The 23,210-nt window shown below is 45.3% G+C and carries 23 protein-coding genes; 11 read left to right on the top strand and 12 right to left on the bottom strand.

Features of this window, described 5'->3' with window-relative positions:
- From radA to H3V14_RS07420, 4 genes are all read left to right on the top strand, one after another.
- A complete protein-coding gene (gene radA, locus H3V14_RS07435) occupies positions 1 to 1,401 on the top strand; it encodes a DNA repair protein RadA (RefSeq protein ID WP_198227677.1) in 1,401 nt (466 codons plus the stop codon).
- Positions 1,402 to 1,540: 139 nt separating this feature from the next.
- Positions 1,541 to 2,119, top strand: a complete 579-nt coding sequence (locus H3V14_RS07430) for a CvpA family protein (RefSeq protein ID WP_075870054.1) — start codon at positions 1,541 to 1,543, stop codon at positions 2,117 to 2,119.
- Between the two features lie 89 nt (positions 2,120 to 2,208).
- The gene (purF, locus tag H3V14_RS07425; RefSeq protein ID WP_198213106.1) at positions 2,209 to 3,699 is read left to right on the top strand and encodes an amidophosphoribosyltransferase; all 1,491 of its coding nucleotides are present in this window, start codon (positions 2,209 to 2,211) and stop codon (positions 3,697 to 3,699) included.
- A complete protein-coding gene (locus H3V14_RS07420; RefSeq protein ID WP_075915877.1) occupies positions 3,699 to 4,451 on the top strand; it encodes an SDR family NAD(P)-dependent oxidoreductase in 753 nt (250 codons plus the stop codon). Before purF ends, H3V14_RS07420 begins: the two co-directional genes overlap by 1 nt.
- 436 nt (positions 4,452 to 4,887) lie before the next feature.
- Here the strand turns inward: H3V14_RS07420 and pssA are convergent, their stop codons facing one another.
- From pssA to H3V14_RS07400, 4 genes are all read right to left on the bottom strand, one after another.
- Positions 4,888 to 5,748 (bottom strand): CDP-diacylglycerol--serine O-phosphatidyltransferase, encoded by an 861-nt coding sequence (pssA, locus tag H3V14_RS07415; protein ID WP_198227675.1) that lies wholly within the window; start codon positions 5,746 to 5,748, stop codon positions 4,888 to 4,890.
- Positions 5,749 to 5,754: 6 nt separating this feature from the next.
- A complete protein-coding gene (locus H3V14_RS07410; protein WP_198227864.1) occupies positions 5,755 to 6,453 on the bottom strand; it encodes a phosphatidylserine decarboxylase in 699 nt (232 codons plus the stop codon).
- A 120-nt stretch (positions 6,454 to 6,573) separates the two neighbouring features.
- Positions 6,574 to 8,454: an ABC transporter ATP-binding protein/permease gene (locus tag H3V14_RS07405; protein WP_198227673.1), complete on the bottom strand. Its 1,881-nt coding sequence runs from the start codon at positions 8,452 to 8,454 to the stop codon at positions 6,574 to 6,576.
- Positions 8,451 to 9,458 (bottom strand): LysM peptidoglycan-binding domain-containing protein, encoded by a 1,008-nt coding sequence (locus H3V14_RS07400; protein ID WP_198227671.1) that lies wholly within the window; start codon positions 9,456 to 9,458, stop codon positions 8,451 to 8,453. Before H3V14_RS07400 ends, H3V14_RS07405 begins: the two co-directional genes overlap by 4 nt.
- Before the next feature lie 150 nt (positions 9,459 to 9,608).
- Between H3V14_RS07400 and H3V14_RS07395 the strand changes: the two genes are divergently transcribed.
- On the top strand, positions 9,609 to 10,166 hold the full coding sequence (locus tag H3V14_RS07395; RefSeq protein WP_198227669.1) for a TIGR00730 family Rossman fold protein: 558 nt from the start codon (positions 9,609 to 9,611) through the stop codon (positions 10,164 to 10,166).
- A gap of 107 nt (positions 10,167 to 10,273) precedes the next feature.
- Here the strand turns inward: H3V14_RS07395 and rarD are convergent, their stop codons facing one another.
- From rarD to H3V14_RS07375, 4 genes are all read right to left on the bottom strand, one after another.
- Positions 10,274 to 11,236: an EamA family transporter RarD gene (gene rarD / locus H3V14_RS07390; protein WP_371809449.1), complete on the bottom strand. Its 963-nt coding sequence runs from the start codon at positions 11,234 to 11,236 to the stop codon at positions 10,274 to 10,276.
- 38 nt (positions 11,237 to 11,274) lie between these two features.
- Positions 11,275 to 11,943 carry a DUF421 domain-containing protein gene (locus tag H3V14_RS07385; protein WP_075870061.1) on the bottom strand — a complete coding sequence of 223 codons (669 nt, stop codon included), beginning with the start codon at positions 11,941 to 11,943 and terminating at the stop codon, positions 11,275 to 11,277.
- 45 nt (positions 11,944 to 11,988) lie between these two features.
- Entirely contained in the window at positions 11,989 to 13,494 is a 1,506-nt protein-coding gene (gene cysS / locus H3V14_RS07380) for a cysteine--tRNA ligase (protein WP_198227665.1), read from the bottom strand.
- Between the two features lie 102 nt (positions 13,495 to 13,596).
- Positions 13,597 to 14,388 carry an SOS response-associated peptidase gene (locus H3V14_RS07375; RefSeq protein WP_198227663.1) on the bottom strand — a complete coding sequence of 264 codons (792 nt, stop codon included), beginning with the start codon at positions 14,386 to 14,388 and terminating at the stop codon, positions 13,597 to 13,599.
- A 352-nt stretch (positions 14,389 to 14,740) separates the two neighbouring features.
- Between H3V14_RS07375 and H3V14_RS07370 the strand changes: the two genes are divergently transcribed.
- The 3 genes from H3V14_RS07370 (at position 14,741) to H3V14_RS07360 (ending at position 16,136) form a co-directional block, all read left to right on the top strand.
- Positions 14,741 to 15,112: a TIGR02301 family protein gene (locus H3V14_RS07370; RefSeq protein WP_198227661.1), complete on the top strand. Its 372-nt coding sequence runs from the start codon at positions 14,741 to 14,743 to the stop codon at positions 15,110 to 15,112.
- 83 nt (positions 15,113 to 15,195) lie between these two features.
- Positions 15,196 to 15,453, top strand: a complete 258-nt coding sequence (locus H3V14_RS07365) for a hypothetical protein (protein WP_075870065.1) — start codon at positions 15,196 to 15,198, stop codon at positions 15,451 to 15,453.
- 14 nt (positions 15,454 to 15,467) lie between these two features.
- Positions 15,468 to 16,136, top strand: coding sequence for a hypothetical protein (locus tag H3V14_RS07360; RefSeq protein WP_198213124.1), 669 nt, complete (start codon positions 15,468 to 15,470; stop codon positions 16,134 to 16,136).
- Between the two features lie 94 nt (positions 16,137 to 16,230).
- Here the strand turns inward: H3V14_RS07360 and H3V14_RS07355 are convergent, their stop codons facing one another.
- Positions 16,231 to 16,935, bottom strand: coding sequence for an HAD family hydrolase (locus H3V14_RS07355; RefSeq protein WP_198227659.1), 705 nt, complete (start codon positions 16,933 to 16,935; stop codon positions 16,231 to 16,233).
- 9 nt (positions 16,936 to 16,944) lie between these two features.
- Positions 16,945 to 18,282, bottom strand: coding sequence for a dihydroorotase (locus H3V14_RS07350; RefSeq protein ID WP_198227657.1), 1,338 nt, complete (start codon positions 18,280 to 18,282; stop codon positions 16,945 to 16,947).
- A 65-nt stretch (positions 18,283 to 18,347) separates the two neighbouring features.
- Between H3V14_RS07350 and H3V14_RS07345 the strand changes: the two genes are divergently transcribed.
- The 3 genes from H3V14_RS07345 to H3V14_RS07335 are packed head-to-tail and all read left to right on the top strand — an operon-like array spanning position 18,348 to position 20,359.
- A complete protein-coding gene (locus tag H3V14_RS07345; protein ID WP_198213130.1) occupies positions 18,348 to 19,223 on the top strand; it encodes a folate-binding protein YgfZ in 876 nt (291 codons plus the stop codon).
- Positions 19,224 to 19,844, top strand: coding sequence for an HD family hydrolase (locus H3V14_RS07340; protein ID WP_075870069.1), 621 nt, complete (start codon positions 19,224 to 19,226; stop codon positions 19,842 to 19,844).
- The gene (locus H3V14_RS07335) at positions 19,844 to 20,359 is read left to right on the top strand and encodes a tyrosine phosphatase family protein (protein ID WP_075870070.1); all 516 of its coding nucleotides are present in this window, start codon (positions 19,844 to 19,846) and stop codon (positions 20,357 to 20,359) included. The genes H3V14_RS07340 and H3V14_RS07335 overlap by 1 nt, the downstream gene beginning before the upstream one ends.
- Before the next feature lie 72 nt (positions 20,360 to 20,431).
- On the opposite strand, the gene panB is transcribed toward H3V14_RS07335, so the two are convergent.
- Positions 20,432 to 21,253 carry a 3-methyl-2-oxobutanoate hydroxymethyltransferase gene (gene panB / locus H3V14_RS07330; RefSeq protein ID WP_198227655.1) on the bottom strand — a complete coding sequence of 274 codons (822 nt, stop codon included), beginning with the start codon at positions 21,251 to 21,253 and terminating at the stop codon, positions 20,432 to 20,434.
- A gap of 930 nt (positions 21,254 to 22,183) precedes the next feature.
- Positions 22,184 to 22,672, bottom strand: a complete 489-nt coding sequence (locus H3V14_RS07325) for a heme-binding protein (protein ID WP_075870399.1) — start codon at positions 22,670 to 22,672, stop codon at positions 22,184 to 22,186.
- Between the last annotated feature and the right edge of the window lie 538 nt (positions 22,673 to 23,210).

Genomic DNA, 23,210 nt, shown 5'->3' with positions numbered 1-23,210 from the left:
ATGGCAAAAATACGCACCCAGTTTGTCTGTCAAAATTGCGGCACAGTCTATTCTCAATGGGCCGGAAAATGCGATGCATGCGGCGAATGGAACACCATTGTCGAAGAAGGAACCAGCGGTGGCATTGGCGGCGGACCCGCCAAAAGCAGCCGTAAGGGGCGTGTTGTCGCCCTTACATCGCTTTCGGGAGCTATTGAAGATGCTCCACGGATAAAATCGGGAATTGCCGAACTTGATCGTGTTACTGGCGGTGGCTTTGTGAGGGGGTCGGCACTGCTTGTGGGTGGTGATCCGGGCATCGGAAAATCGACACTTTTGACGCAGGCCGCAGCAGCGCTTTCGCACCAAGGTTATCACGTTATATATGTTTCCGGCGAAGAAGCAGTTGCTCAAATCCGTTTGCGTGCGCAACGTTTAGGGGCTGCCAATTCGGCTGTCGAGCTTGCTGCCGAAACCAATGTCGAAGATATTCTCGCAACGCTTACAAATGCAAAAAAGCCTGATCTGGTCATTATCGATTCCATACAGACACTTTGGTCTGAAGCGGTCGATTCTTCTCCCGGAACAGTCACACAGGTGAGAACCGGAGCACAGGCGATGATACGTTTTGCCAAGAAAACGGGCGCCGCCGTTGTACTGGTTGGTCATGTCACAAAAGATGGACAAATCGCCGGCCCTCGTGTTGTCGAACATATGGTCGACGGCGTGCTTTATTTTGAGGGTGAAGGCGGACACCAGTATAGAATTTTAAGAACTGTGAAAAATCGCTTCGGTCCGACAGATGAGATCGGTGTTTTTGAAATGTCGGATCATGGATTGAGAGAAGTTAACAATCCTTCCGAGTTATTTCTGGGTGAACGCAATAGCAATGCGCCCGGTGCAGCGGTTTTCGCGGGCATGGAAGGGACACGTCCTGTCCTTGTTGAAATACAGGCACTCGTTGCACCGACTTCGCTCGGGACACCAAGACGGGCCGTGGTTGGATGGGATAGCAACCGGCTTTCTATGATTCTCGCGGTTCTTGAAGCCCATTGCGGCGTGCGTTTCGGGCAGCATGATGTTTATCTCAACGTTGCTGGCGGATATCGCATTTCGGAGCCTGCAGCCGATGTTGCAGTAGCAGCAGCGCTTGTTTCTTCCCTTGCCGGAATTGCGCTGCCGCCGAATTATGTTTTTTTCGGTGAAGTCAGTCTATCGGGAGCGGTGCGTGCGGTTGCCCATTCCGGTCAAAGATTGAAAGAAGCAGACAAACTCGGATTTAAAGGTGCAATTCTGCCATCAGGCACAACCGAAACCATCAAATCGCCGTCTTTCAGGCAGAGAAGCTTTGCAGACTTGCCTGAACTTGTTGCAGCAATTGCTTCCGGAAAAAGGCGGCCTTCGCCTTCAACACAGAATTGAGTTTGTGGACAAAAGGCTGGCTTAATACTTTTAAAGTGCAGGAAATATTGATATTGGTTTTGCAAACTGGCATTGAAGACATAATTGACGAAACTGTCATTATATTTTGCCGATTGAAGCGAACTTAAGGACAAGCCTGATGTTCATGACAGCCCTTGATGGCCTGGTTATTGTAGTAATCCTCTTTTCTGCCTTTCTGGCCATGGTGCGTGGCTTTTCGCGGGAAGTGTTATCGTTGGCATCATGGGTCATTGCGGCTATTGCGGCTGTGCTTCTTTATAAGAACCTCCTGCCCTTTGTGGAATCCTATCTTTCCAATAAGACCATTGCACTCATTGCCAGTCTGGCAATCATCTTTGTTGTTGTTTTCATCATTGTTTCAATCATCACAATGAAAATTGCCGACGTGATTATAGATAGCCGAATTGGTGCGCTCGATCGCACAGTGGGATTTATCTTCGGTGTTGTGCGCGGAATTTTTATCATGGTTATCGCCATGTTGCTTGTTAACCAGCTAATCAAACCGGAAGATCAGGCGCCCTGGCTCAAGGACGCAAAAACCAAACCGATGCTTGATTCTTTGAGCAACCAGATTTGGGAATTGTTACCCAAAGATCCGGATTGGGTTTTTGACAAAGCCTCGAGCGTTCTGAAAAAAGATGAACCGTCCAATACCGATAGCGGTGTTGGCGATAGTCCGGCTCAACCGGGTGACTGAATTTAAATGGGTGGCATAATGCCACCCATTTTTGCCTATATTGGGTGATTTGATAAAGAGTATATTTATATCTCAACAGGATGGTCGAAATGATGAATGAGGTCTTAGGTGAGCCGGATTTTTATTCCGATGATGACACGTTACATGAAGAATGTGGTGTCTTCGGAATTCTCGGACATGACGATGCGGCGACATTAACAGCACTTGGCCTCCATGCCTTGCAACATCGTGGACAGGAAGCAGCCGGCATCGTTTCTTATGATGGACACGTTTTCCATCAGGAAAAGCATATGGGGCTTGTTGGCGACCATTACACCAACCCGCAAACCTTGGCCAATCTTCCTGGTAACCGTGCGATCGGTCACACACGTTATTCGACAACGGGTGAAACGGCGTTGCGCAATGTCCAGCCTCTCTTTGCCGAACTTGAAGTGGGCGGCATTGCCATTGCCCATAATGGCAACCTTACCAACGGGCTCACAATACGCCGCCAGCTCATTGCATCAGGTGCAATTTGCCAATCGACATCAGATTCGGAAGTTGTCCTTCATCTCATTGCTCGCTCGCGTCATGCAAAATCATCCGAACGTTTTGTCGATGCCATTCGCCAGATCGAGGGTGGCTTTGCAATGATTGCGATGACCCGTTCAAAGCTTATTGCTGCTCGCGACCCCGTCGGCATCCGGCCGCTCGTCATGGGTGAACTTGATGGCAAACCTATATTCTGCTCGGAAACCTGCGCGCTTGATATTATCGGCGCCAAATATATCCGTGACGTCGAAAATGGCGAGGTTATTATCTGTCAGCTCCAAAAAGACGGAGAAGTCACAATCAAAACGATCAAGCCAAAAGATAAAAAACCGGAAAAACTTTGCCTTTTCGAATATGTCTATTTTGCCCGTCCGGATTCAATCATGGGCGGACGTAGCGTCTACAATGCACGCAAAAATATGGGAATTTATCTCGCCAAAGAAGCCCCTTGTGATGGCGATGTCGTTGTCCCTGTTCCCGACGGAGGCACACCGGCGGCACTCGGTTACGCTCAACAAAGCGGCATTCCATTCGAACTTGGTATTATTCGTAACCATTATGTCGGCCGGACATTCATCGAACCGACACAACAAATCCGCGCCTTCGGCGTTAAACTTAAACACTCGGCAAATCGCCCGGTTATTGAAGGAAAACGCGTTATCCTGATTGACGACTCGATTGTTCGCGGCACAACGTCAATCAAAATCGTACAGATGCTACGTGAAGCTGGAGCCAAAGAAGTCCATATACGCGTCGCAAGTCCAATGATCTTTTATCCCGATTTTTACGGCATTGATACTCCTGAAGCATCAAAACTTCTAGCCAATCAATTTCCTGATTTGAAATCCATGTGTGAATTTATTGGTGCAGACTCGTTACAATTTTTGTCTCTCGACGGACTTTATATGGCCGTTGGAGGTGAGGTCAGGAATAATGCCGATCCCCAATTTACCGACCATTATTTCACCGGCGATTATCCGACACGGCTGGTTGATGAAGAAAATGCCGATAATGTTCATAAGCTCTCTGTGTTGAATTGCGGGGGATGATGGAAAATATGCTCTCATTCGACCTTAAAGGGCGCGTCGCCCTCGTAACCGGTGCTTCACGGGGTATCGGTTACCATCTCGCGCTGGAACTTGCCAAACGCGGTGCTCACATCATTGCCGTTGCCCGTACTATCGGCGGCTTGGAGGAACTTGATGACAAAATCGTCAAAGCAGGGTCCACTGCAACATTGGTGCCACTTGATCTTCATGATATGGAAGCCATCGACAGATTGGGAAACGAGATTAACGAACGCTGGCATAAACTTGATATTCTGGTTGCCAATGCCGGTGTTTTGGGCTCCATTTCGCCGGTTGCTCATGTTGAAGCCAAGACATTTGAAGATGTGTTTGAAATCAACGTTATCAGCCAGTGGCGCCTGATCCGTGCTGTCGAACCGCTTTTAAAAAAGTCGGATTGTGCGCGCGCAATTCTTTTTTCTTCCGGCGTTGTGCATAAACCAAGAGCTTTTTGGGGGCCTTATGCGGCTTCAAAAGCTGCTTTTGAAGTGTTGGGGCGCTGTTGGGCTGACGAGTTGAAGAACACCTCTGTTAAAGTGAATATGGCAAGTCCGGGTGCAACACGCACCGCTATGCGTGCGCAAGCCATGCCTGGAGAGGATCCGAACACATTGCCATCTGCCGAGGAAATTGCGGCCAAGATTGTTCAGCTCGCTTCCCCCGATCTTGAAGAGACGGGCCGGTTTTTCGATGCCCGTAAAAATCGTTTTCTTATCTATCATGTTCCCGACTAGGAAAACCGTACTGCGCAGTAAAATGACGTGCGGTTTTTCTGAAGGATTATCTTAAAAAAACGGTCTGCACGTTTTTCTGGTGCAGACCGTTCAATATTTTCGGTGTCAGTGGCACATGATCTATCGCTGAAACGGCGCCGCTTTATTTGATTTAGGTCCCGAAATTCTTGAACTAGGGCATAGATTTCCAAGGCATTTTATTTATGACAATAGAAGTCATGCCGAACAGATAGAGACACGCTCACATGAACTTTGACGACTGAAAGGGCCACAAAATTCTGGAAAGCGCTTTAAGATATCAGCAAGCGCTTCAGGTTTGAAGAACGACTTTTCATTCTGGTTCTCGAAATCCGGCTTACTCCGCCGAGATTTCAATTAGAGCACGGAGACTCAAGAATTTTTACGCCTGTTTTCAGGCAGCAAGAGACTCAGAAGTCTAATCTTTGTCTTCCTGTTCGTTTTCATCCGGCATTTCGACACCGTCTGTTATTTTTGCAGCTTCTCGAACCGAACGTTTTTGATAGGCGATCAAGCTGAATGGCAAAAATACCATATAGCCGATTGCCGTAACGAGTAGTACCTGCCACGTGTAAGTAGCAAGAAAGCCGACATAGATCACAACAACAAGCATACCGGGTATAACGACATCGCGGCGCAATTGCTGACCGACTGTTTTACCGTTCCAAACAGGCAGACGGCTAATGAGAAGAAAAGCGATAACAACCGTATAAAGGCTGAAAACCAAAGCCCAGCCGGCGCCCGGTTCAAGACCGAGGCAGCCAAGATATATCGGTAGCAATACCAACAACGCTCCGGCAGGAGCGGGTACACCGACAAAATACTCTCTCTGCCAGCGCGGAATATGCTTGTTATCAATCATGACATTGAAACGGGCAAGCCGCAAACAACAGGCTATGCAGTAAACAAGTGCCGCTATCCAGCCTACCTGATGAGCCTGATTGAGAAGAAAAGAATAGACAATCAATGCCGGCGCGACACCGAAGTTTACCACATCGGCCAAGGAGTCCATCTGTGCCCCGAATGACGAACCACCGCCCATAAGACGCGCCAACCGCCCATCGACACCATCAAGTACAGCAGCAAGCAAAACCATTAAAATCGCCGTTTCAAAACGGTGTTCAAACGCCAGACGTATACTGCTTACACCTGCGCATATCGCCAGAATCGTTATGACGTTGGGAAGAACAAAGCGTATCGAAATTGACCGGCGAGGCTTCATATCATCATTTTTGTGTCCCTCGGGGTCAAAAGAAGAAAAAGGCGAAGAACTCTCCATTAAAATCTAATCCAGTCTAAAGTCTGTTATGGTCGCACTTTTGTCAAATGAAGCAAAAACAGTTTCACCGGCAATAGCCTTCTGCCCGATTGCTACCCGTAATTTTACATGAGCAGGCAGATAAACATCAAGTCTGGAGCCAAAGCGGATAAGACCGAACCGTTTGCCTGCGACCACAGGTTCATTTTCTTTCGACCAGCATACTATGCGACGGGCAACAAGACCAGCCACTTGTACAACGCCGATATCGCCATGGGCTGTTTCAATGACAAGGCTGTTTCTCTCGTTATGATCGCTTGCCTTGTCGAGTTCCGCATTGCCGAACTTTCCTGGACGGTAGACAATCGATTTTACGACGCCATCCATCGGAATGCGGTTGATGTGGCAAGAAAATATGTCCATGAACACCGATACACGCATCATTTCTTCGTTGCCCAAGCCAAGTTCCTTTGGCGGCATAAACATACCGACAAACGAAATGCGGCCATCAGCAGGACTCATAACGAGGTTCATATCAATCGGTGTGACCCGTTCCGGATCGCGGAAAAAATAGATGCACCAGATAGTGAGAACCAGACCGAACCAGAAAAGCGGATCCCATATCCAGCCGAGCACAAGAGACACAATGAAGAAGCCGACGATAAACGGGTACCCTTCCTTATGGATGGGCGCAAAACCGTTACGAACCGATCTCACAATGCTCATACGTGTATACCCCATTTATCTTACACCGTACCCACCCGTTCAACACGAAGCCGGTTCCTATTTATCCAATCAATGTGAAAAAAGCGATAGTTTGTTTCATCGTTGTCTGCAAGATAGTTGTCAATGATGGGAGACAATGCCCAATTCATCTTCCTCTCGAATTTTGCGCAATTGTTCTTCTGCCTTGGAAGCTTCAAGCTGTTTGTGCCACATTGAAGCATAAAGGCCATCTTTGGCGAGCAATTCATCATGTTTGCCGCGTTCGATAATCTGTCCACCTTTTAACACCAGAATTTCATCCGCACCGATGATTGTGGAAAGCCTGTGAGCGACAACCAAAGTCGTGCGTCCGCGGCTCACAACATCAAGTGCATACTGGATTTCAAGTTCCGTTGCCGTATCAAGTGCGGATGTTGCCTCATCAAGTATCAGGATCGGTGGAGCTTTGAGAATCGTACGGGCAATAGCAACACGTTGTTTTTCGCCCCCTGAAAGCTTTAATCCGCGTTCTCCGACCATGGACTGATAGCCATCTGGCAATTGTGCGATAAAATCCCCTATTTGCGCCATTTCAGCCGCTTTTTTTACTTCTTCATCCGATGCATCCGGACGGCCATAGCGAATATTATAGGCGATTGTATCATTAAAAAGCACTGTATCCTGTGGCACCATGCCGATTGCATGACGCAAACTTTTCTGGGTAACAGAACGGATATCCTGTCCATCAATCGTAATCGAACCTTTTTGGACGTCATAAAAGCGGAATAATAGCCGAGAAATTGTCGATTTTCCCGCCCCTGAAGGGCCGACTATGGCAACGGTTTTTCCGGCCGGTACTGAAAAATCTATATCTTTTAGGATTTGCCGGTTTGTATCGTAAGAAAATTCGACATGATTGAAGCGAATTTCGCCTTCTTTGACGATGAGAGGTTTTGCATCGGGTGCATCAGTCACTTCCTGTTTGACATCCAGAAGATCAAACATCGCTTCAATATCTGTCAAACCTTGGCGCACTTCGCGATAAATCGAACCGATAAAATTGAGCGGTATTGAAAGTTGCATAAGCAGTGCATTGATGAAAACAAAATCTCCAAGCGTTTGCGTGCCATGCATGACTTCATATGCCGACATCAACATCATCACTGCCATGCCGGCGCCGAATATGACTGCCTGACCGAAATTCAGCCACCCCAATGAAATCCAGGTTTTTATGGCTGCCTTTTCATAGCCCGCCATGGAGCTGTCAAAGCGTTTTGCCTCAAGGTCTTCATTACCGAAATATTTCACCGTCTCGTAATTTAAAAGCGAGTCGATTGCCCTCGTATTTGCTTCGGTATCGGACTCATTCATCTGACGGCGAATTGAAATGCGCCAATTGCTTGCCTTGATCGTAAACCATGTATAGAGGCCGACTGTAATTGCGACAACGCTCATATAATGCCAACCGTAACTGATATAGACCACCAGCGCAGTGAGAGCGAACTCCAGAACGGTCGGCGCTGTATTCAATATTGAAAAGCGGACAATCGCTTCTATACCTTTTGTCCCGCGTTCTATCACACGTGATAAACCGCCGGTTCGCCTTTCAAGATGAAACCGCAAAGACAGTTCATGCATGTGAACGAAAGTCTGGTAGGCCAATCTCCTGACAGCATGCTGACCGACCGTCGCAAACAAAGCGTCACGTAACTGGTTTAAGCCAGCCTGTAAAATTCGTGCCACATTATAGGCAAGAACCATCATAAACGGTGCAGCAAAGATTGCTGGCAGCCAGGAAGGTGGTGTATAATCGACATTTAAAGCATTCGTGGCATATTTGAAAAAATACGGAACCGAAATCAAAACCAGTTTAGACAAAACGAGATAGAGAACTGCCCATAAAACGCGCAGCTTCAGGTCCGGCCTATCGGATGGCCACATATAAGGCCAAAGATTGAGGATAGTACGAAATGTATTTCCGGAATCGGCCGAAACGGTTTTTGCTCTGTTTGGTTTTGTCATTTTTCTTTCAAATCAGTCTGAGCAGTTGTTGCTTTCGATTTTTGCAGGTTGTCTATCTCGGGCAAAATCAATTCCTGACCGATTGTGACATGGTCACGATTTTTTAAAGCGTCCGAATTAGCCGAGTATATTGCTTCTCTATAGCGGCTCGAACCGTAAAATTTTTCAGCAATAGACGATAAACTATCCCCCTTTTCAACAGTAACGGTTTTTACTGGTTTGCCGTCACGATAAAGCTGATTGACCGGACGATAACGCTCGTCGATACGAAAAGGTATGGCTAACGAACCGACATTTTCGCCACTGTCATTAAATAGATCAACACGAAAAACATGGTCACCCGAAAAGAGCGACACAAAGCGGGAAAGTGAAAAACTTCCCCTATCATTAATCTTGTCACTTCCAAGGCGCATATTTCCAAGCGTTGCAATGACTTGCATATCCTTTTCAGCCTGCCCGCTAATTGTCAAAATACTGTTTTTATAAGTTATTCTGGTTACATCAAAATTTTTATCGGTTTTTTTACCTATCTTGATAATGGCTGGCGCCCCGGAAATAAAGCGCGAGGGGCCTGCCGGATCATTCATAAAAGCGGTCATCCCGTTTTCGCCCTTATGGGAAATAATGACCGTTACTGTTTCAAGCGACGTGAATGATTTTCCTGACTGATCTGTTGCCCTCAAGACAAAATGATATTGTCCTTTACCGAGGATTTTTTCCAATGTCAGTGTAAAGCTGCCTTTTTCATCTGCATTTGTCTCGCTAAGTTTTCGTGCTCCGTCGATAAGTTCGACTTTGGCATTTGCGGGAGCCTTGCCGACGATGACTGCATAGTTTTCATCATTCAACATAAAACTCTCGAAACTCGGACTTTCAAGTTGTTCGTGTTGAACGGAATTTTTCAATTCGTCAGCATGAAGAGTGCCGACAAACAAAACAAACGCCGCTATAAACGCAAGCGTCAAAGTTACGGCAAATTTTTTCATCAACAAAAAGAATGCCATGAACAATCCTGTTTAAAGCACAATAAAAAACTTTTTATGTCCTATTCCATTTGCCACACAAACGGAATACCAAACCCGTTTAATTGATCCTTTTCCTCAATCTTCCAATTTTCCTTGACGGGAATTTCATTAAACGGCAAAACATCACCTATGACAAAAATCAATTCTATCTGTGTTTATTGTGGTTCTTCTACGGGGAACAATCCTGATTATGTCCAATCCGCTAACCAGCTTGGACAATTGCTGGCTCAAGCCGGCATTACGCTTGTTTATGGTGGTGGAACGAGCGGTATTATGGGCACAGTCGCCCGTGCTGTAAAAAGCAATGGTGGAAAGGTCGTCGGCATTATTCCGGATTTCCTTATCAAAAAGGAAGCCAAGAATAAAAATGATGAACTCTTTGACGAGTTCATTGTTACCGAAACAATGCATCAGCGCAAACGACTGATGTTCGATCGCTCCGATGCTTTCCTTGCCCTACCCGGCGGCATTGGAACACTGGAAGAAATTGTCGAGATCATGACATGGGCGCAACTTGGACGGCATACAAAGCCGATAGCCTTTGCAAACATAGATGGCTTTTATAACCCGTTGATTGCTCTTCTCGACCATATGGCAAGACAAGGCTTCATCCACTCCGACCACAGGCTTAAGCCGCTTGTGATTGACAATATAGAAAAAATTGTCACCGCTCTCTCGAAAAATTAAAGCCTGATTTGAATGTAACCCTTTAGAGGATTTCGATCTCTACGTATCGATTCGAAAACACTTATTGTCTGTGGATTTTCTAAAATCTATCAGCGTCTTGATATATCTTATTTTTCAGAAACTTTTTTAAGTTCGATAATAGTTTCTTTTGTTTGTCTTTGTTTTTTCATTGAAAGGCTCGCTGCGGTATAAATGATGAGGCCCAACCAGATCAATGAAAAGGCAAAGAGTTGCACTGGCGAAAAGGGCTCGTGAAAAACAAAAATTGCGATCAAAAATAGAAATGTCGGCGTCAGATATTGCATGAGCCCCAATGTCGTCAAATTCAGCATCTTGGCACCGACCGCAAACAGAATAAACGGAATTGCAGTAAAGGGACCGGCCAAAACGAGCAATCCCGCATCTTCCCATGTACTGTGGAAGAAATAATCCTCGCCCGTTGCTATAAAATATCCACATCCAATAAGCGCCGGTATGGTCATAATCAATGTTTCAAGTGCAAACCCTTCGGTAGGTCCAATGGGCAAAGACTTCCTGAAAAAAGCATAAAATCCGAAAGTCACCGGTAATAATATTGCGACCCAAGGTAGGCCACCAGCGTTTATTGTCAAAATGAAAACAGCGACAAAAGCGAGTGCAATTGAAAACCATTGCCATGGATTCAAGCGTTCATGTAGAAAAACAAGTGCCAGCATGACATTGACCAAAGGATTTATATAATAACCGAGCGCTGCATCAACAGCGTGGTTATTAGCGATCGCCCAAATGTAAATGCTCCAATTGGCCGTAATCAGCGCCGATGTGAGGAACGCCATAGCCACCATTTTCGGTTGCATTAATGCATCCCGAAGGGCATGCATGTGCCCGATCACAATAATGATGCCAAGTGCGATAGGAAGCGACCACAAAACGCGATAAACAACCACTTCCATGACCGGAATATGAGCTACTGCCTTCATATAAAGCGGAAAGATGCCCCAAATGACATAAGCACCAAGTGCCGCGGAAAAGCCTGAAATATTGGCCGGAAATATCTTGCTCTCTTTCAAAACAGGCTTTTTCATAAGCATTTGTCAAACGGTCCCGCTCTTTTCGATTCTCATAAAAATCAGGAAGTTGTCCCTCTGACAATAAAAAGTCCAGTACGCGTTCTGCCATTCCGGCTTTTTTCCTCGTACCATTCGGCGGCATAGATATCGTCAATGGCAACTTTTTTCTTCTTTAATTGCTCTTCAAGCCAGGCTTCATCTTTACCTATTTCGTCAAGACTGCCATCAACAATGCTGCCATTCTTGACGACAAGCGTTGCATTTTTTCCTTCTTCCTTGCGGATAACCGAGAGACTTCCATTCGATTCAAGACGCGCGAAAGCAACTTCATGAAGTGCACAGCCCTTGATTCTAAGCATGGTTGCAAAGTCGTTGACATCGATATTGAGCCGTTTGATTTCATCCATCTGGAATTTTCCGTCAAGCACCAATGCAACATCACCACCCGCTACAAGATTATGAAAAAATACCGAATGACGACGGAGATAATTCAAACCGATGACGAGTAGCTGCCAGATAATCAAAACAATCAATAACTGGATAACAGTGATTTTCGGATTATAGATGACACCGCCTATAATACCGCCCATCACAAAATTGCTGATCAAATCGGTCGGCGTCATTTGACTGAGACTTCCACGACCACTTGTTCTCAGTACCAGCAAAAATACTGCAAGTCCTATAAAAAGTTTGAGTGCCACATAGCCATAACCCAAAAGGTAATCCATTCGTTACACCTTCTTCATCATTGCCAGTGGCGAATTCTGGCGGGATTAATGTTTGATTTCCCAATGTGTCACGCGTTCGCCTGTTTGCGGATTTTTTTCGTCCCTCAGCAATATGTTTTTCTTCCCAAGCTCGTCTCTGATCCGATCGGCCTCAGCCCAGTTTTTGTCTTTGATAAATGACAAGCGTTTGGCAATTTGGCTCTCGACATACTCGCTATCTATTCCGCTTTGTCTATTAAACAGTGAACAGTCTTCGTCATCCAGCCAATCATCATGCAACAACCCCATGAGCTCCATGCCGGATTTGAGTGCTTTAGCATCCTGCGATTTATAATATTGGCGTAAATAGGTGATGGCACTCCAGCAATTGAGATCCTCTCCCAGAGCATCGACAACTTCCTCACTTGCCGGTGTTCTATCCGATGAACGAATTTTTTGCTGACGCAACAGTTCATACCAGCGATAGAGTTCGCTACTTGATTCCGCAAGGCGCTGGGCTGTCCAGTTTAACGGTTCGCGATAATGCGTTTGCAACATGGAAAGGCGCGCACTCAAGCCCACCCATTGGTTGCGCAATTTTTCGTCATTTTGCGAAGAAATTTCATCAAGGCTGGTTTCCAACACATCATGAATGGTGATGAAATTGCCCAGACTTTTGGACATTTTCTGCCCTTCGACCTGAAGAAAACCGTTATGCATCCACAAATTTGCCATGCGCTCTGTTCCAAAGGCCGAACAGCTTTGAGCAATCTCGTTTTCATGATGGGGAAAAACCAGATCGATTCCGCCACCATGAATATCGAAAATATTATTTTCCGGATTATCACATTGAAGCCCCCCACCAAAAGGCACCAACAATTTTGCCATAGACATTGCGGAACATTCAATGTGCCAACCAGGACGCCCTTTGACTTTAATTCCGGCAGGAGAAGTCCAACCCGGTTCCCCCTCTTTTGAGGGCTTCCACAAAACAAAATCCATTTCGTCCCGCTTATAGGCAGCGACATCAACACGGGCACCTGCCAACATTTCGTCAAGCGATCGGTGTGCCAAGGCACCATAACGGGGATGATTTCCCATACTGGAAACAGAAAACAGCACATGATCTTCGGCGACATAGGCATGACCACGCTCGATCAGACGTTCAATCATTGCGCGCATATTATCAAGATTATCTGTTGCACGGGGCTGCGTTGTAGGAGATAAGCAGCCAAGCGCTGCCACGTCTTCCTGAAACTGCTTGTTGGTTTTATCTGTCAGAATGCGGATGGCATCGTTTAACGGAACATCCGGATAATCGCGCACAGCGCGTGCGTTGATTTTGTCATCCACATCGGTAATGTTACGGGCATAGATGACATGATCTTTGCCATAGACATGACGCAATAACCTGAACAAAACGTCAAAGACCACGACCGGACGCGCATTGCCGATATGGGCATAGTCATAAACTGTAGGGCCGCAAACATAAAGGCGCACTTTATTGGCGTCTATCGGATGAAAATCCTCTTTTGTTCTCGTCAACGTGTTATAAAAATGCAAATTGGTCATCAATCGTCTTTCGTCTGTCGGGTAAGGCCAAAACTTTGGCAAGCTATTCAAAAACAGTTAAGGCATTTACCCTAATTATCCTTAAATATTCCAGTGACGCATTTAGAAAAGATCAAACTGGTCTATATTCTTTGGACTTTTCCCCCGTTTTTGATCCTTATTGTTTTGCTGTTGAGCTTTGTCGCCGGAATCTTCGACAGGATTTATCCTTTCTTTCACATCGCTCCTTGAATAAGCAGCATTATTGATTTTATCGGACACAGGATAAACATGAAGGTGTTCGGCTGGTGTATTTTTTAAAATATCCATAACATCGGCAGGGCGAAAATTCCGGCAATCAAGCCATCTATCAATATCCTCCCGCCTGACAATGACAGGCATACGGTGGTGGATTCCTGCAAGTGGCGATTTTGCTTCTGTTGTCAAAATAGCAGCGGTATCAATCTGCGAGCCTTCGCGACCATTCCAGTTTTCCATAAGGCCGGCAAAACCGATGATAGAATGATCATCAAATGAAGCGTAAAAAGGTTGTGACCTACCGCGAGACTGTTTTTTCCATTCATAGAAACCTGTCGCCGGAATAATGACACGGCGATGGCGAAGCGCATTCGTAAACGACTTTTTCACCGCCACTGTTTCGGAACGTATATTGAATGTTAGCGGCCATTGATCAGGATTTTTCGTCCAGCCCGGAATAAACCCCCAGCGTACCAGCAAGGCATCATGTTTGGGTTTGTTCGACAAAGTATCGCGATAGGCTTCAGGGGCCTTGATTACCAAAATCGGTTGCGTCGGCGCAATATTATAGCGTTTCGGGAAATCTTCTTCTATCCAAGCATCAAAAGCATTGGCAACCTCGTTTTTCGAGGCATCAAGCTCATAGCGCCCACACATAGCTATCCTTCTTAGTTCATCAGTTTAAAGTTGTTGCGATCAAAAAACCGGCTTTTCCAAACGGAAAATGGCAATTGCTATCGCCTGAACGTTCTTACCATCACCGAAAAATATGTGTCGTAACAACAAAAGACCAATCTTTCTTCGCTGGATAAGTCAGGAAATGTATGACCACCATAGCCGGTTCAGCCACCAAAAACAAAATATATGCTGAAGGACTTGATCGACGAAAACTCCGGCATTTCAAAATTTCCGGTTACGTTTTGGCATTGCTTATAAGCTTTGAAAAGACCTATAGAAATATCCTTATCACGATAGCTTTTTGTCTGAATAACAAAATGAGTCCGATAACATGCACAAGTATTTGAAAAACCTCGTCATTATGGCTTTTCTTTTGACTCCGATACCAGCCGGTGCCGAGCAGGTACCCCAATATGATGCGAAAATGTTGCGGCTTGCCGAAATACTCGGTTCACTTCATTACTTGCGCAATCTATGCGGTCAGAAAACGCCTTTATGGCGTGACAAGATGGAAGAGCTGATCAAAGCCGAAAATCCCGCGCCAACGCGTCGTGCCCGCCTCTATGCAGCTTTTAACGATGCCTATCGTGCTTTTTCAGATAATTATCATACATGCACAAAAGCAGCCGTTGATGCTGACCGCCGTTATATCAAGGAAGGAACAGCCCTTTCACATGAACTTTTGAACCGTTACGGCAATTAACCTTTTTTGACTATTAAGACTGACAGCGAACAAAATTATGATAATGTGGCGTCCTGAACAGCACAGATAAAACGAGTTCATTGATGAGCCAATCGAATACTGATCTTTCGGCCATTATTGCTGAAGAACAAAAACATGTAGCCCATGAATTTCAATCGGAAGCGTGGGTCGGCGGTATTTCCAATGGTATTGAACCTGAAATCCTCGCCGAAGCTGCTTTTGATACCGCGCTTAAATATTTGTTAAAAGCGCGTAACGAAAAACAGGTGCTCGATTTTTTATCCCATATGCGCGACAAAGTGGTAATGGGTGAACTTAGCGATCATAAAACGATTCAATAAAGGATTTTATTTCATTGAAATCATTTGTTTTTTGCTTGCTCTTGGGGGCTTTGTCACTTTATTCACCTGTTGCCAATTCTGTCAACGTCGCATCAACCGATTTAACTGATGACACTTTAAAAGTGCACACCGACGTACCGAAAGTCGATGACGCTGCTAACCCTATTCCATTACCGGAAGCAAAGAAAAGCAAAAGTGCAAACAGCAATGATACCCCGCCAAAGGTGGAATACGACATTGAAAAACTGCCCGCGCCAGTAAAACTGATGCGACAAAAAATTATTGATGCGGCAAAAAGTGGTGACGTCAACAATCTGAAACCATTGTTGGGCACAAGTAGTGACCCGACGCAACTTTCCGTTTCAGATAATGTCAGAGATCCGATCGATTATATCAAAAAGCTTTCCGGCGATGGTGATGGCCTTGAAACCATGGCTATCATGATTGACCTTCTCAATTCCGGTTATGTGCATCTTGACGAGGAAGACGACGAGGAAATTTACGTCTGGCCCTATTTCGTTGCCATGCCAATTGATAAGCTTACAAAGCCCCAGCTTGTCGAGTTGTTCCAGATTATGACGGCCGGTGACCTTGAAGAAATGAAAGAAATCGGCACATATTCTTTTTTCAGAATTGGCATTACGCCCGATGGCAAATGGCGGTTTTTCATCACCGGTGACTAGTCGTTTTCATCAATTACTTGAACAGTGATTATTTTAAAATGGCGCGCTTCAATTTCACAAAACTCACCGTTCCATTCATTAGTGATCATTGCTTTTAGGATTTCCGATTGATTGTCTTTAAAAGTTCAGGAAGATCGGAGAGCTTTTCGACCTTGAAATAGCGGCCATTATCATCCGGTTCATCTGCCATTTCATGAACCCAGGTAATATCGTAAGGTATGTAGACTGCAAATGCGCCTGCTTCGAGAGCGGGCAGAACATCCGATTTCAACGAATTACCGACCATTGCAAATTCGTTCTTATTCACTCTATTGCGTTTTAACAGTTCTTCATAAACGGTTTTGTCTTTATAGCTGACAATTTCAATGGCATCAAAATAGCTTTTTAATCCCGATTTTTCGAGCTTACGGCCTTGTTCCACGAGGTCGCCTTTGCTTATCAGTAGAAGACGGTAATTTTTATGGAGAGCTTCAAGCACTTCAACGACGCCGCCGATCAAATTTACCGGTTTATCCATCAAGGATTGGCCAAGCGAAATTATCTCTTTCATCTTTGAAGACGGGATAGCCTCGTTATAAACGCGGCTTGCTGTTTCGATCATTGAAAGTGTGAATGACTTGAAACCGTAACCATAAAGACCAAGGTTACGCGCAATTGTCAAAAAAAGTGTGCTTTCAATTATTTCTTTATCGGCACAACTCCCAAGAAGCTGAACAAAATATTGTTCAGCCTCCCGAAATGTTTTCTCGTTATGCCAAAGCGTATCATCGGCATCAAGACCGACAGTTTTGATGCTCATTTTGACGCATCAATTTGTGTGATGTAGGCATTCCAGAAATTCGATCGGCTCGCCGGTCGATGGTGTAACGATTTCACCCTGCCACATAACAGTTTTCCCGCGAATGATCGTGCCAACCGGCCACCCCTTGACCTTCTTGCCGTCATAAGGTGTCCAACCCGCCTTGGAACCGATTTGTTCGTTGCGGATAATTTCTTCACGCTTCAAATCGACAATTGTCAGATCGGCATCATATCCGGCCGCAATGCGCCCCTTCCGGCTGATACCGAAAACACGATTGGGACCATGAGAAGTAAGATCGACAAAGCGTTCCAGCGAAAGCCTGCCAGCGTTGACATGGTCAAGCATAATGGCTGCTGTGGTCTGCACACCGGTCATACCGGAAGGAGAAGCCGGATAAGTTTTCAGTTTTTCTTCCAATGTGTGTGGTGCATGGTCGGAACCGAGAACGTCAATAATGCCTTGTCTAATGCCATACCATATACCGGCACGATGGCGGCTTTCACGGATTGGCGGGTTCATCTGGATGAGTGTACCAAGGCGGGCATAATCATCAGCTGTCAAAGTCAGGTGATGTTGCGTTGCTTCAAGAGTGGCAACATCCTTATGGTCTTTGAGAAACTCGATTTCCTCGGCTGTCGAAACATGAAGAACGTGAATGCGTGCACCGGTTTTATGTGCAATTTTCACGAGCCTTTTTGTGCAACGGAGTGCTGCTTCCACGTCACGCCAGACCGGATGGGATGTTGGGTCACCTTCGACACGCAAATATTTGCGCTCATTAAGCCGTGCTTCATCTTCCGAGTGGAATGCCGCCCGACGACGGGTGTGTTTCAGAATTTCTGTAACGCCTTCGTCATCCGCAACAAGCAGATTACCCGTTGATGACCCCATAAATACCTTTATACCGGCAGCACCTGGTAAACGTTCAAGTTCGCCCACATCGCGGGCATTTTCATGTGTTCCACCGACCCAGAAAGCAAAGTCGCAATGCATCCGGTGGTAGCCGCGTTTCACTTTGTCGGCAAGGGCTGCCTCGCTTGTTGTCAATGGATTGGTATTCGGCATTTCAAAAACCGAGGTTACGCCGCCCAATACAGCAGAACGCGAACCGGTTTCAAGATCTTCTTTATATTCGCCACCTGGTTCACGAAAATGCACCTGACTATCAATTATACCGGGCAGAATATGAAGTCCCTTGCAGTCAACCGTTTCACCAGCCGAACAAGCTGATAGATCGCCTATTTCAGCGATGCGTCCATTAACAATGCCAATGTCCCTTTGACCAATACCGTCATGATTGACAACTGTTCCACCTTTAAAAATCTTATCAAATGTTCTCGACATTACTTTTGCTCCTTGCAGCCCATAACTATACCGATTACGTAAATGCGAGAAGAAAGGCAAGGAAAATGGTCGAAAATCACTGCTCGCTCACCCTCGAAAACCGCCGTGTATTGACGATTACAGGCGAAGATAGAACGCATTTTCTGGAACGGTTGATCACCACCGATGTTGAAAAAATAGGTGCCGGAGAAATGGTGGCCGGTGCGCTGCTGTCGCCGCAAGGGAAGGTGATTTTCGACTTTCTGATCGGTCGTATTGACGACGGTTTCGTCATTGATATTTCGGCCGACCTTGCCGACAGTTTCAAAAAACGCCTAACCCTTTATCGTTTGCGGTCGAAAGTCGAAATTAGTGAGGCTCCTGAATCGGTTATAGGGATTTCTTGGCAAAATGATTCACTTACTTCAGAAAGTGATTCAAGTTTTGCCGATAAACGTTTTCCAGCAGAAGAAAAAGTCACCCGCTTTTACGGGAAAAACATAACCGCCCTCCCCTTTTTGCAAAGCTCGTCCGATCAGTGGGATCTTCTGCGCATAAAATATGGAATTGCCGAAAGTGGAAAAGATTTCAAAATTGGCGAGGTGTTCCCGCACGATATCAATTTTGATCAAACCGGTGCCATTTCCTATAAAAAAGGCTGTTATATCGGTCAGGAAGTGGTTTCCCGTATGCACCATAGAGGCACTATTCGCCGCAGGATGTTGGTCGTCGAAGGTGAAGACAATCTCCCTGCCACAGGCTCTATTGAATGTGAGGGAAAAACAATTGGCAATCTTGGTACAGTCATCGGCAAACACGCCTCGGCAATTGTGCGGATTGACAAGGTAAAGGCCGGCATTGACAAAAACGTTCCTTTTTTCGTGGAAAATGTGCCGGTCACTCTGACAATTGCACCCAATATGAATTACGGTTTTCCGGAAGATGTGTCGGAAGGTGAATAAATGGCTGACGCCGAAATAACAAGGACAGGAGAAGCACGTGCATGGCAACGTATGTTGTCGGGACGCAGGCTTGACCTCATAAATCCCTCTCCTCTTGATGTCGAAATTACTGACATTGCTCACGGTCTTGCGCGTGTCGCCCGTTGGAACGGACAAACAAAAGGTGAATATGCCTATTCGGTTGCCCAACATTCTTTGCTGGTCGAGAAACTGTACCGTCGCTTATTTCCCGATGCCGCGGCTGATGAAAAGCAACTCGCACTCCTCCACGACGCCCCCGAATACGTCATTGGCGATATGATTTCTCCTTTTAAAGCGGTTATGGGTGGCAGCTATGAGGTAATTGAAAAAAGGCTCGAAGATGCTATCCGCATCCGCTTCGGCCTTCCGACCGAACTTCGGGCAAAAATCGTCAAACAATTAAAACAAGCCGATCGAATAGCAGCCTATTTTGAAGCAAGCACTCTTGCCGGATTCAGCAAGGAAGAAGCAATCCGGTATTTCGGCGAGCCGGAAACGATAAAACCGCAAGGACTTGATCTTGTCGCGCGACCTACACCCCAAATTGAAGGCTCGTTTTTAGCCCGTTTCAATGCTATTGAAAAAGAAAGAGCCCAGTGATGGCATATCTTGTTGTTTCCCCGCTTTCGAAACTCGCAGAGACTGCAATACGCTACCAACCACGCGAACTCATCACTTTGATGAACAAGGGCACGCCTATGGAACGCCCTGCTATGATTGCAGAAAATCGCCATTATTTTCTTGAATTCAATGACATTAACGAGCCTCAGGAAGGGCTTATTGCCCCGAGTGAAACCGAAATTTATAAACTTCTTGAAATTGCTAAAAACTGGAACCGTTCCTATCCGCTCCTTATAAACTGCTATATGGGGATTTCACGGTCAACTGCAGCAGCTTTTGTCATTGCCTGCGCTCTTGAACAGAAAAAAACTGAAGCCGCAATTGCCCGACTTTTGAGAAAAAATTCGCCAACCGCCACACCTAACAAATTAATGGTCGAGCTTGCCGACAAAATCCTTGATCGTGGCGGGCGTATGAGTTCTGCTATTTTCGATATCGGCCGTGGTGCCGAAGCATTTGAAGGAACGCCTTTCATCCTACCCGTCGAGGCTTAATCGCTCCGGATGGGCAATATATCCTTCAAAATTAGCTTTTTTCACGCTTACTGTTATCAATAGAAAAGTAAATTATTCGTCAGGCTTTGAATAAGTCTCGTTTTCCCCGGGAAATAAACGTGTTTTCACGTCGTTTGCATAATGGTTGATAGCTTCAGCCATTTGCTCTTCGAGATTGGAATAACGGCGAACAAACTTCGGAACAATTTCGCCAAAGCCAAGCATGTCTTCCGTCACAAGAAGTTGCCCGTCACATTGGTTGGAAGCCCCTATTCCAATCGTCGGGATAAACAGATCACGTGTGAGTTTTGCCGCCAGAGGTTCGACGACACCTTCAACAACAATAGCAAAAGCACCTGCTTCGGCGATGGCAGATGCATCACTTTCAATACGTGGCCAGTCACTTTGATGACAGCCTTGAATTTTAAATCCGCCGAGATTTCTCACCGATTGCTCCATCAAGCCGACATGCCCCATAACAGGGATTCCGCGACGTGACAAAAAGCGCACCGTCTTTGCCATTTCGGCGCCGCCCTCGATTTTGACTGCACCACAACCGGTCTCGGCGAGGATGCGAGAAGCATTTGAAAAAGCGTGCTCGGGACTTTTTTCGTAAGAACCAAACGGCATATCAACGACCACAAGAGCATGCTTCGAACCACGCATCACTGCTTGTCCGTGGAGGATCATCATATCGACAGTGACTGGCAAAGTTGTTTCAAAACCATAAACCACTGTCCCCACGCTATCACCCACAAGCAGAAAATCACAACAGGGGTCGGCAATGCGTGCGCCAAATGAGGAATAGGCAGTTAATGAAACAATTGGTTTGCCACCTTTTTTCGCCCTGATTTCCGGTACTGTTACGCGCGTTTCCTTATTGTAGCTGCTCACTCTTCGTCACCCTTTTTGAATAGACTATCGGTGTATAAATCTGACAGAAGCAAAACACTTGGTCAACGAGGCGATAACAGACTTTTCAATCCGATCTTCCTTGTTTTTCTGCGTCGGGGCGATAAAAATTGAAATTTAAAATCTAACGATTGTTTACGGTGGCGATTGACTGAAATTGTATGATGAACGTCTTTATTTTTTGCTCTACTGAAGCTCTCCTGCCTTTTAAACGACATTCATTATTTCAAAAACATTTGCTGCGCACCCGTCCGTCTGAAGGTGTTTCAATTGACTGTTTTGAAAGGTAAGACTGACCGTTTCTTCTATTTGCTGTAAAAATCGGCTGCACGTGCCAGAAAGAAATGCCAACGTCTCTGAAACAACCGCATCACACCAGCCCGTTCTAATCCTTCTGACACAAGGCAATAAATTTTGGCTGGTAAATTTGTATATTTTTCTTCACGATTATTTTTATACTGCAATAATAAAAACGACGGTATGTCAGGCAACATACCAGTTTTTCAATTTCATAGGTGGCGGAATAAAAACAATACATCTGCAACTATTGCGTTTGTTCACCCTTGGGTTCTTAAAAGTACTGTGCAAGAACAAAATTGAAAACAGTATAGAAGATAAGCAATTTAAAAAACGATTGCATAAGCTCTATAGACATCGCTCATGACGAGCCGGTTCGATGACGCAAGAATTGCACTCATACCCTGCGGATGGATTTCCTCCAAGAGATCTCGGCAGTCCGGCCATTACGATATGGAATCAATCAAACAACGGTGCAACTGCCGATTTTTGTCCTGGAATCAAGCTCCAGCCGAGACAAAGCGCTACCAATGGCCTTCGAGCGGCCCAACTGCTAGCGCTTTTTGACCGTCTTAAAATTTGCCAAAATCGTTCTGACATGAACAAAGACGGAATCTATTTCGTAGGAACAACGCCGTAGCCCGCAACCATTGCTTCTGCAATCTTGACTTCCATTGCGTTTGTCGCACCGCTTACACCGACAGCCCCCACAACAACATCGTTATTCGTAACAGGTACTCCACCGCCGAGTGGAACCATATGAGGTGTATTTGCAATGGCCGGTTCATCCCCATTGACGCGTTGCATATTGACTGATGTTTTCACTCTGAAAAGTGCCGCCGATTTTGCCTTTGCTATCGCAGCATCGACACAACCATAAGGTGCACGATCCATGCGGTCGAATGTAATGAGGCTACCACTCGGATCAACAACAGCCATACAGACATTAACTTTCAATGTATCAGCCGACGTATGCCCTTTGGCAATCAGGCTGCGCGCATCGTCAAGAGAGAGCATGGATGTCGTATACTCGGCTATTGCGGCTGAAGAAAAGATAGATGCTACAAATGCCAAACAGATTAATTTTCTCGACGTTTTTTTCATTGGTTTATCCATTAGAGTGATGTTCATTGTCCATAATGATAATCGGAAAGCAGTTTCTTGCAACAGAAAGCTCGGAAAACACGACAACTAATTTCGGATTATTTATGATGGTTTTTATCAAATTCGAAATGTGAATTTGTCAGTATTTTTAACTTAAAAATAGATATATATAATGTGAATATGGGTATATTAAAAAATATTAACTATAATTATTTTAATTTAATTTTAAATTATATATATATTTTTTAATATTTATTAATTTCATTGATTGATATTAAAAGCTATTTTAGTTATATTTAAATTATTAAAATTTAATAACATATTATTTTTATAATTAATATTATTAAATTAAGAAATTACCAGAAACAAAAATGACAACAAATTGAAAAACTATTCCCGCCAATTGGAAAAGACGAGCCTACAAACGTTCGGATACCATCTTTTTTTGAGTCGCTCATGATTGGACAGGCATTGGTCAGACAAATTTTCTCTACCCGAATTTTGGCATTCTCGCTTTCGTTCCAATATTTCATACAAA

The sequence above is a fragment of the Bartonella sp. W8151 genome (genome assembly GCF_016100385.1).
GTDB classification, from domain to species: Bacteria; Pseudomonadota; Alphaproteobacteria; order Rhizobiales; family Rhizobiaceae; genus Bartonella; species Bartonella apis.
This window is presented reverse-complemented; position numbering and strand designations above follow the sequence as displayed.

What these genes read in the sequence shown, in the direction of transcription:
- radA (WP_198227677.1), top strand. Translation starts at nt 1, where the DNA reads ATGGCAAAAATACGCACCCAGTTTGTCTGTCAAAATTGCGGCACAGTC.
- H3V14_RS07430 (WP_075870054.1), top strand. Translation starts at nt 1,541, where the DNA reads ATGTTCATGACAGCCCTTGATGGCCTGGTTATTGTAGTAATCCTCTTT.
- purF (WP_198213106.1), top strand. Translation starts at nt 2,209, where the DNA reads ATGATGAATGAGGTCTTAGGTGAGCCGGATTTTTATTCCGATGATGAC.
- H3V14_RS07420 (WP_075915877.1), top strand. Translation starts at nt 3,699, where the DNA reads ATGGAAAATATGCTCTCATTCGACCTTAAAGGGCGCGTCGCCCTCGTA.
- pssA (WP_198227675.1), bottom strand. Translation starts at nt 5,748, where the DNA reads ATGGAGAGTTCTTCGCCTTTTTCTTCTTTTGACCCCGAGGGACACAAA.
- H3V14_RS07410 (WP_198227864.1), bottom strand. Translation starts at nt 6,453, where the DNA reads ATGAGCATTGTGAGATCGGTTCGTAACGGTTTTGCGCCCATCCATAAG.
- H3V14_RS07405 (WP_198227673.1), bottom strand. Translation starts at nt 8,454, where the DNA reads ATGACAAAACCAAACAGAGCAAAAACCGTTTCGGCCGATTCCGGAAAT.
- H3V14_RS07400 (WP_198227671.1), bottom strand. Translation starts at nt 9,458, where the DNA reads ATGGCATTCTTTTTGTTGATGAAAAAATTTGCCGTAACTTTGACGCTT.
- H3V14_RS07395 (WP_198227669.1), top strand. Translation starts at nt 9,609, where the DNA reads ATGACAAAAATCAATTCTATCTGTGTTTATTGTGGTTCTTCTACGGGG.
- rarD (WP_371809449.1), bottom strand. Translation starts at nt 11,236, where the DNA reads ATGCTTATGAAAAAGCCTGTTTTGAAAGAGAGCAAGATATTTCCGGCC.
- H3V14_RS07385 (WP_075870061.1), bottom strand. Translation starts at nt 11,943, where the DNA reads ATGGATTACCTTTTGGGTTATGGCTATGTGGCACTCAAACTTTTTATA.
- cysS (WP_198227665.1), bottom strand. Translation starts at nt 13,494, where the DNA reads ATGACCAATTTGCATTTTTATAACACGTTGACGAGAACAAAAGAGGAT.
- H3V14_RS07375 (WP_198227663.1), bottom strand. Translation starts at nt 14,388, where the DNA reads ATGTGTGGGCGCTATGAGCTTGATGCCTCGAAAAACGAGGTTGCCAAT.
- H3V14_RS07370 (WP_198227661.1), top strand. Translation starts at nt 14,741, where the DNA reads ATGCACAAGTATTTGAAAAACCTCGTCATTATGGCTTTTCTTTTGACT.
- H3V14_RS07365 (WP_075870065.1), top strand. Translation starts at nt 15,196, where the DNA reads ATGAGCCAATCGAATACTGATCTTTCGGCCATTATTGCTGAAGAACAA.
- H3V14_RS07355 (WP_198227659.1), bottom strand. Translation starts at nt 16,935, where the DNA reads ATGAGCATCAAAACTGTCGGTCTTGATGCCGATGATACGCTTTGGCAT.
- H3V14_RS07350 (WP_198227657.1), bottom strand. Translation starts at nt 18,282, where the DNA reads ATGTCGAGAACATTTGATAAGATTTTTAAAGGTGGAACAGTTGTCAAT.
- H3V14_RS07345 (WP_198213130.1), top strand. Translation starts at nt 18,348, where the DNA reads ATGGTCGAAAATCACTGCTCGCTCACCCTCGAAAACCGCCGTGTATTG.
- H3V14_RS07340 (WP_075870069.1), top strand. Translation starts at nt 19,224, where the DNA reads ATGGCTGACGCCGAAATAACAAGGACAGGAGAAGCACGTGCATGGCAA.
- H3V14_RS07335 (WP_075870070.1), top strand. Translation starts at nt 19,844, where the DNA reads ATGGCATATCTTGTTGTTTCCCCGCTTTCGAAACTCGCAGAGACTGCA.
- H3V14_RS07325 (WP_075870399.1), bottom strand. Translation starts at nt 22,672, where the DNA reads ATGAAAAAAACGTCGAGAAAATTAATCTGTTTGGCATTTGTAGCATCT.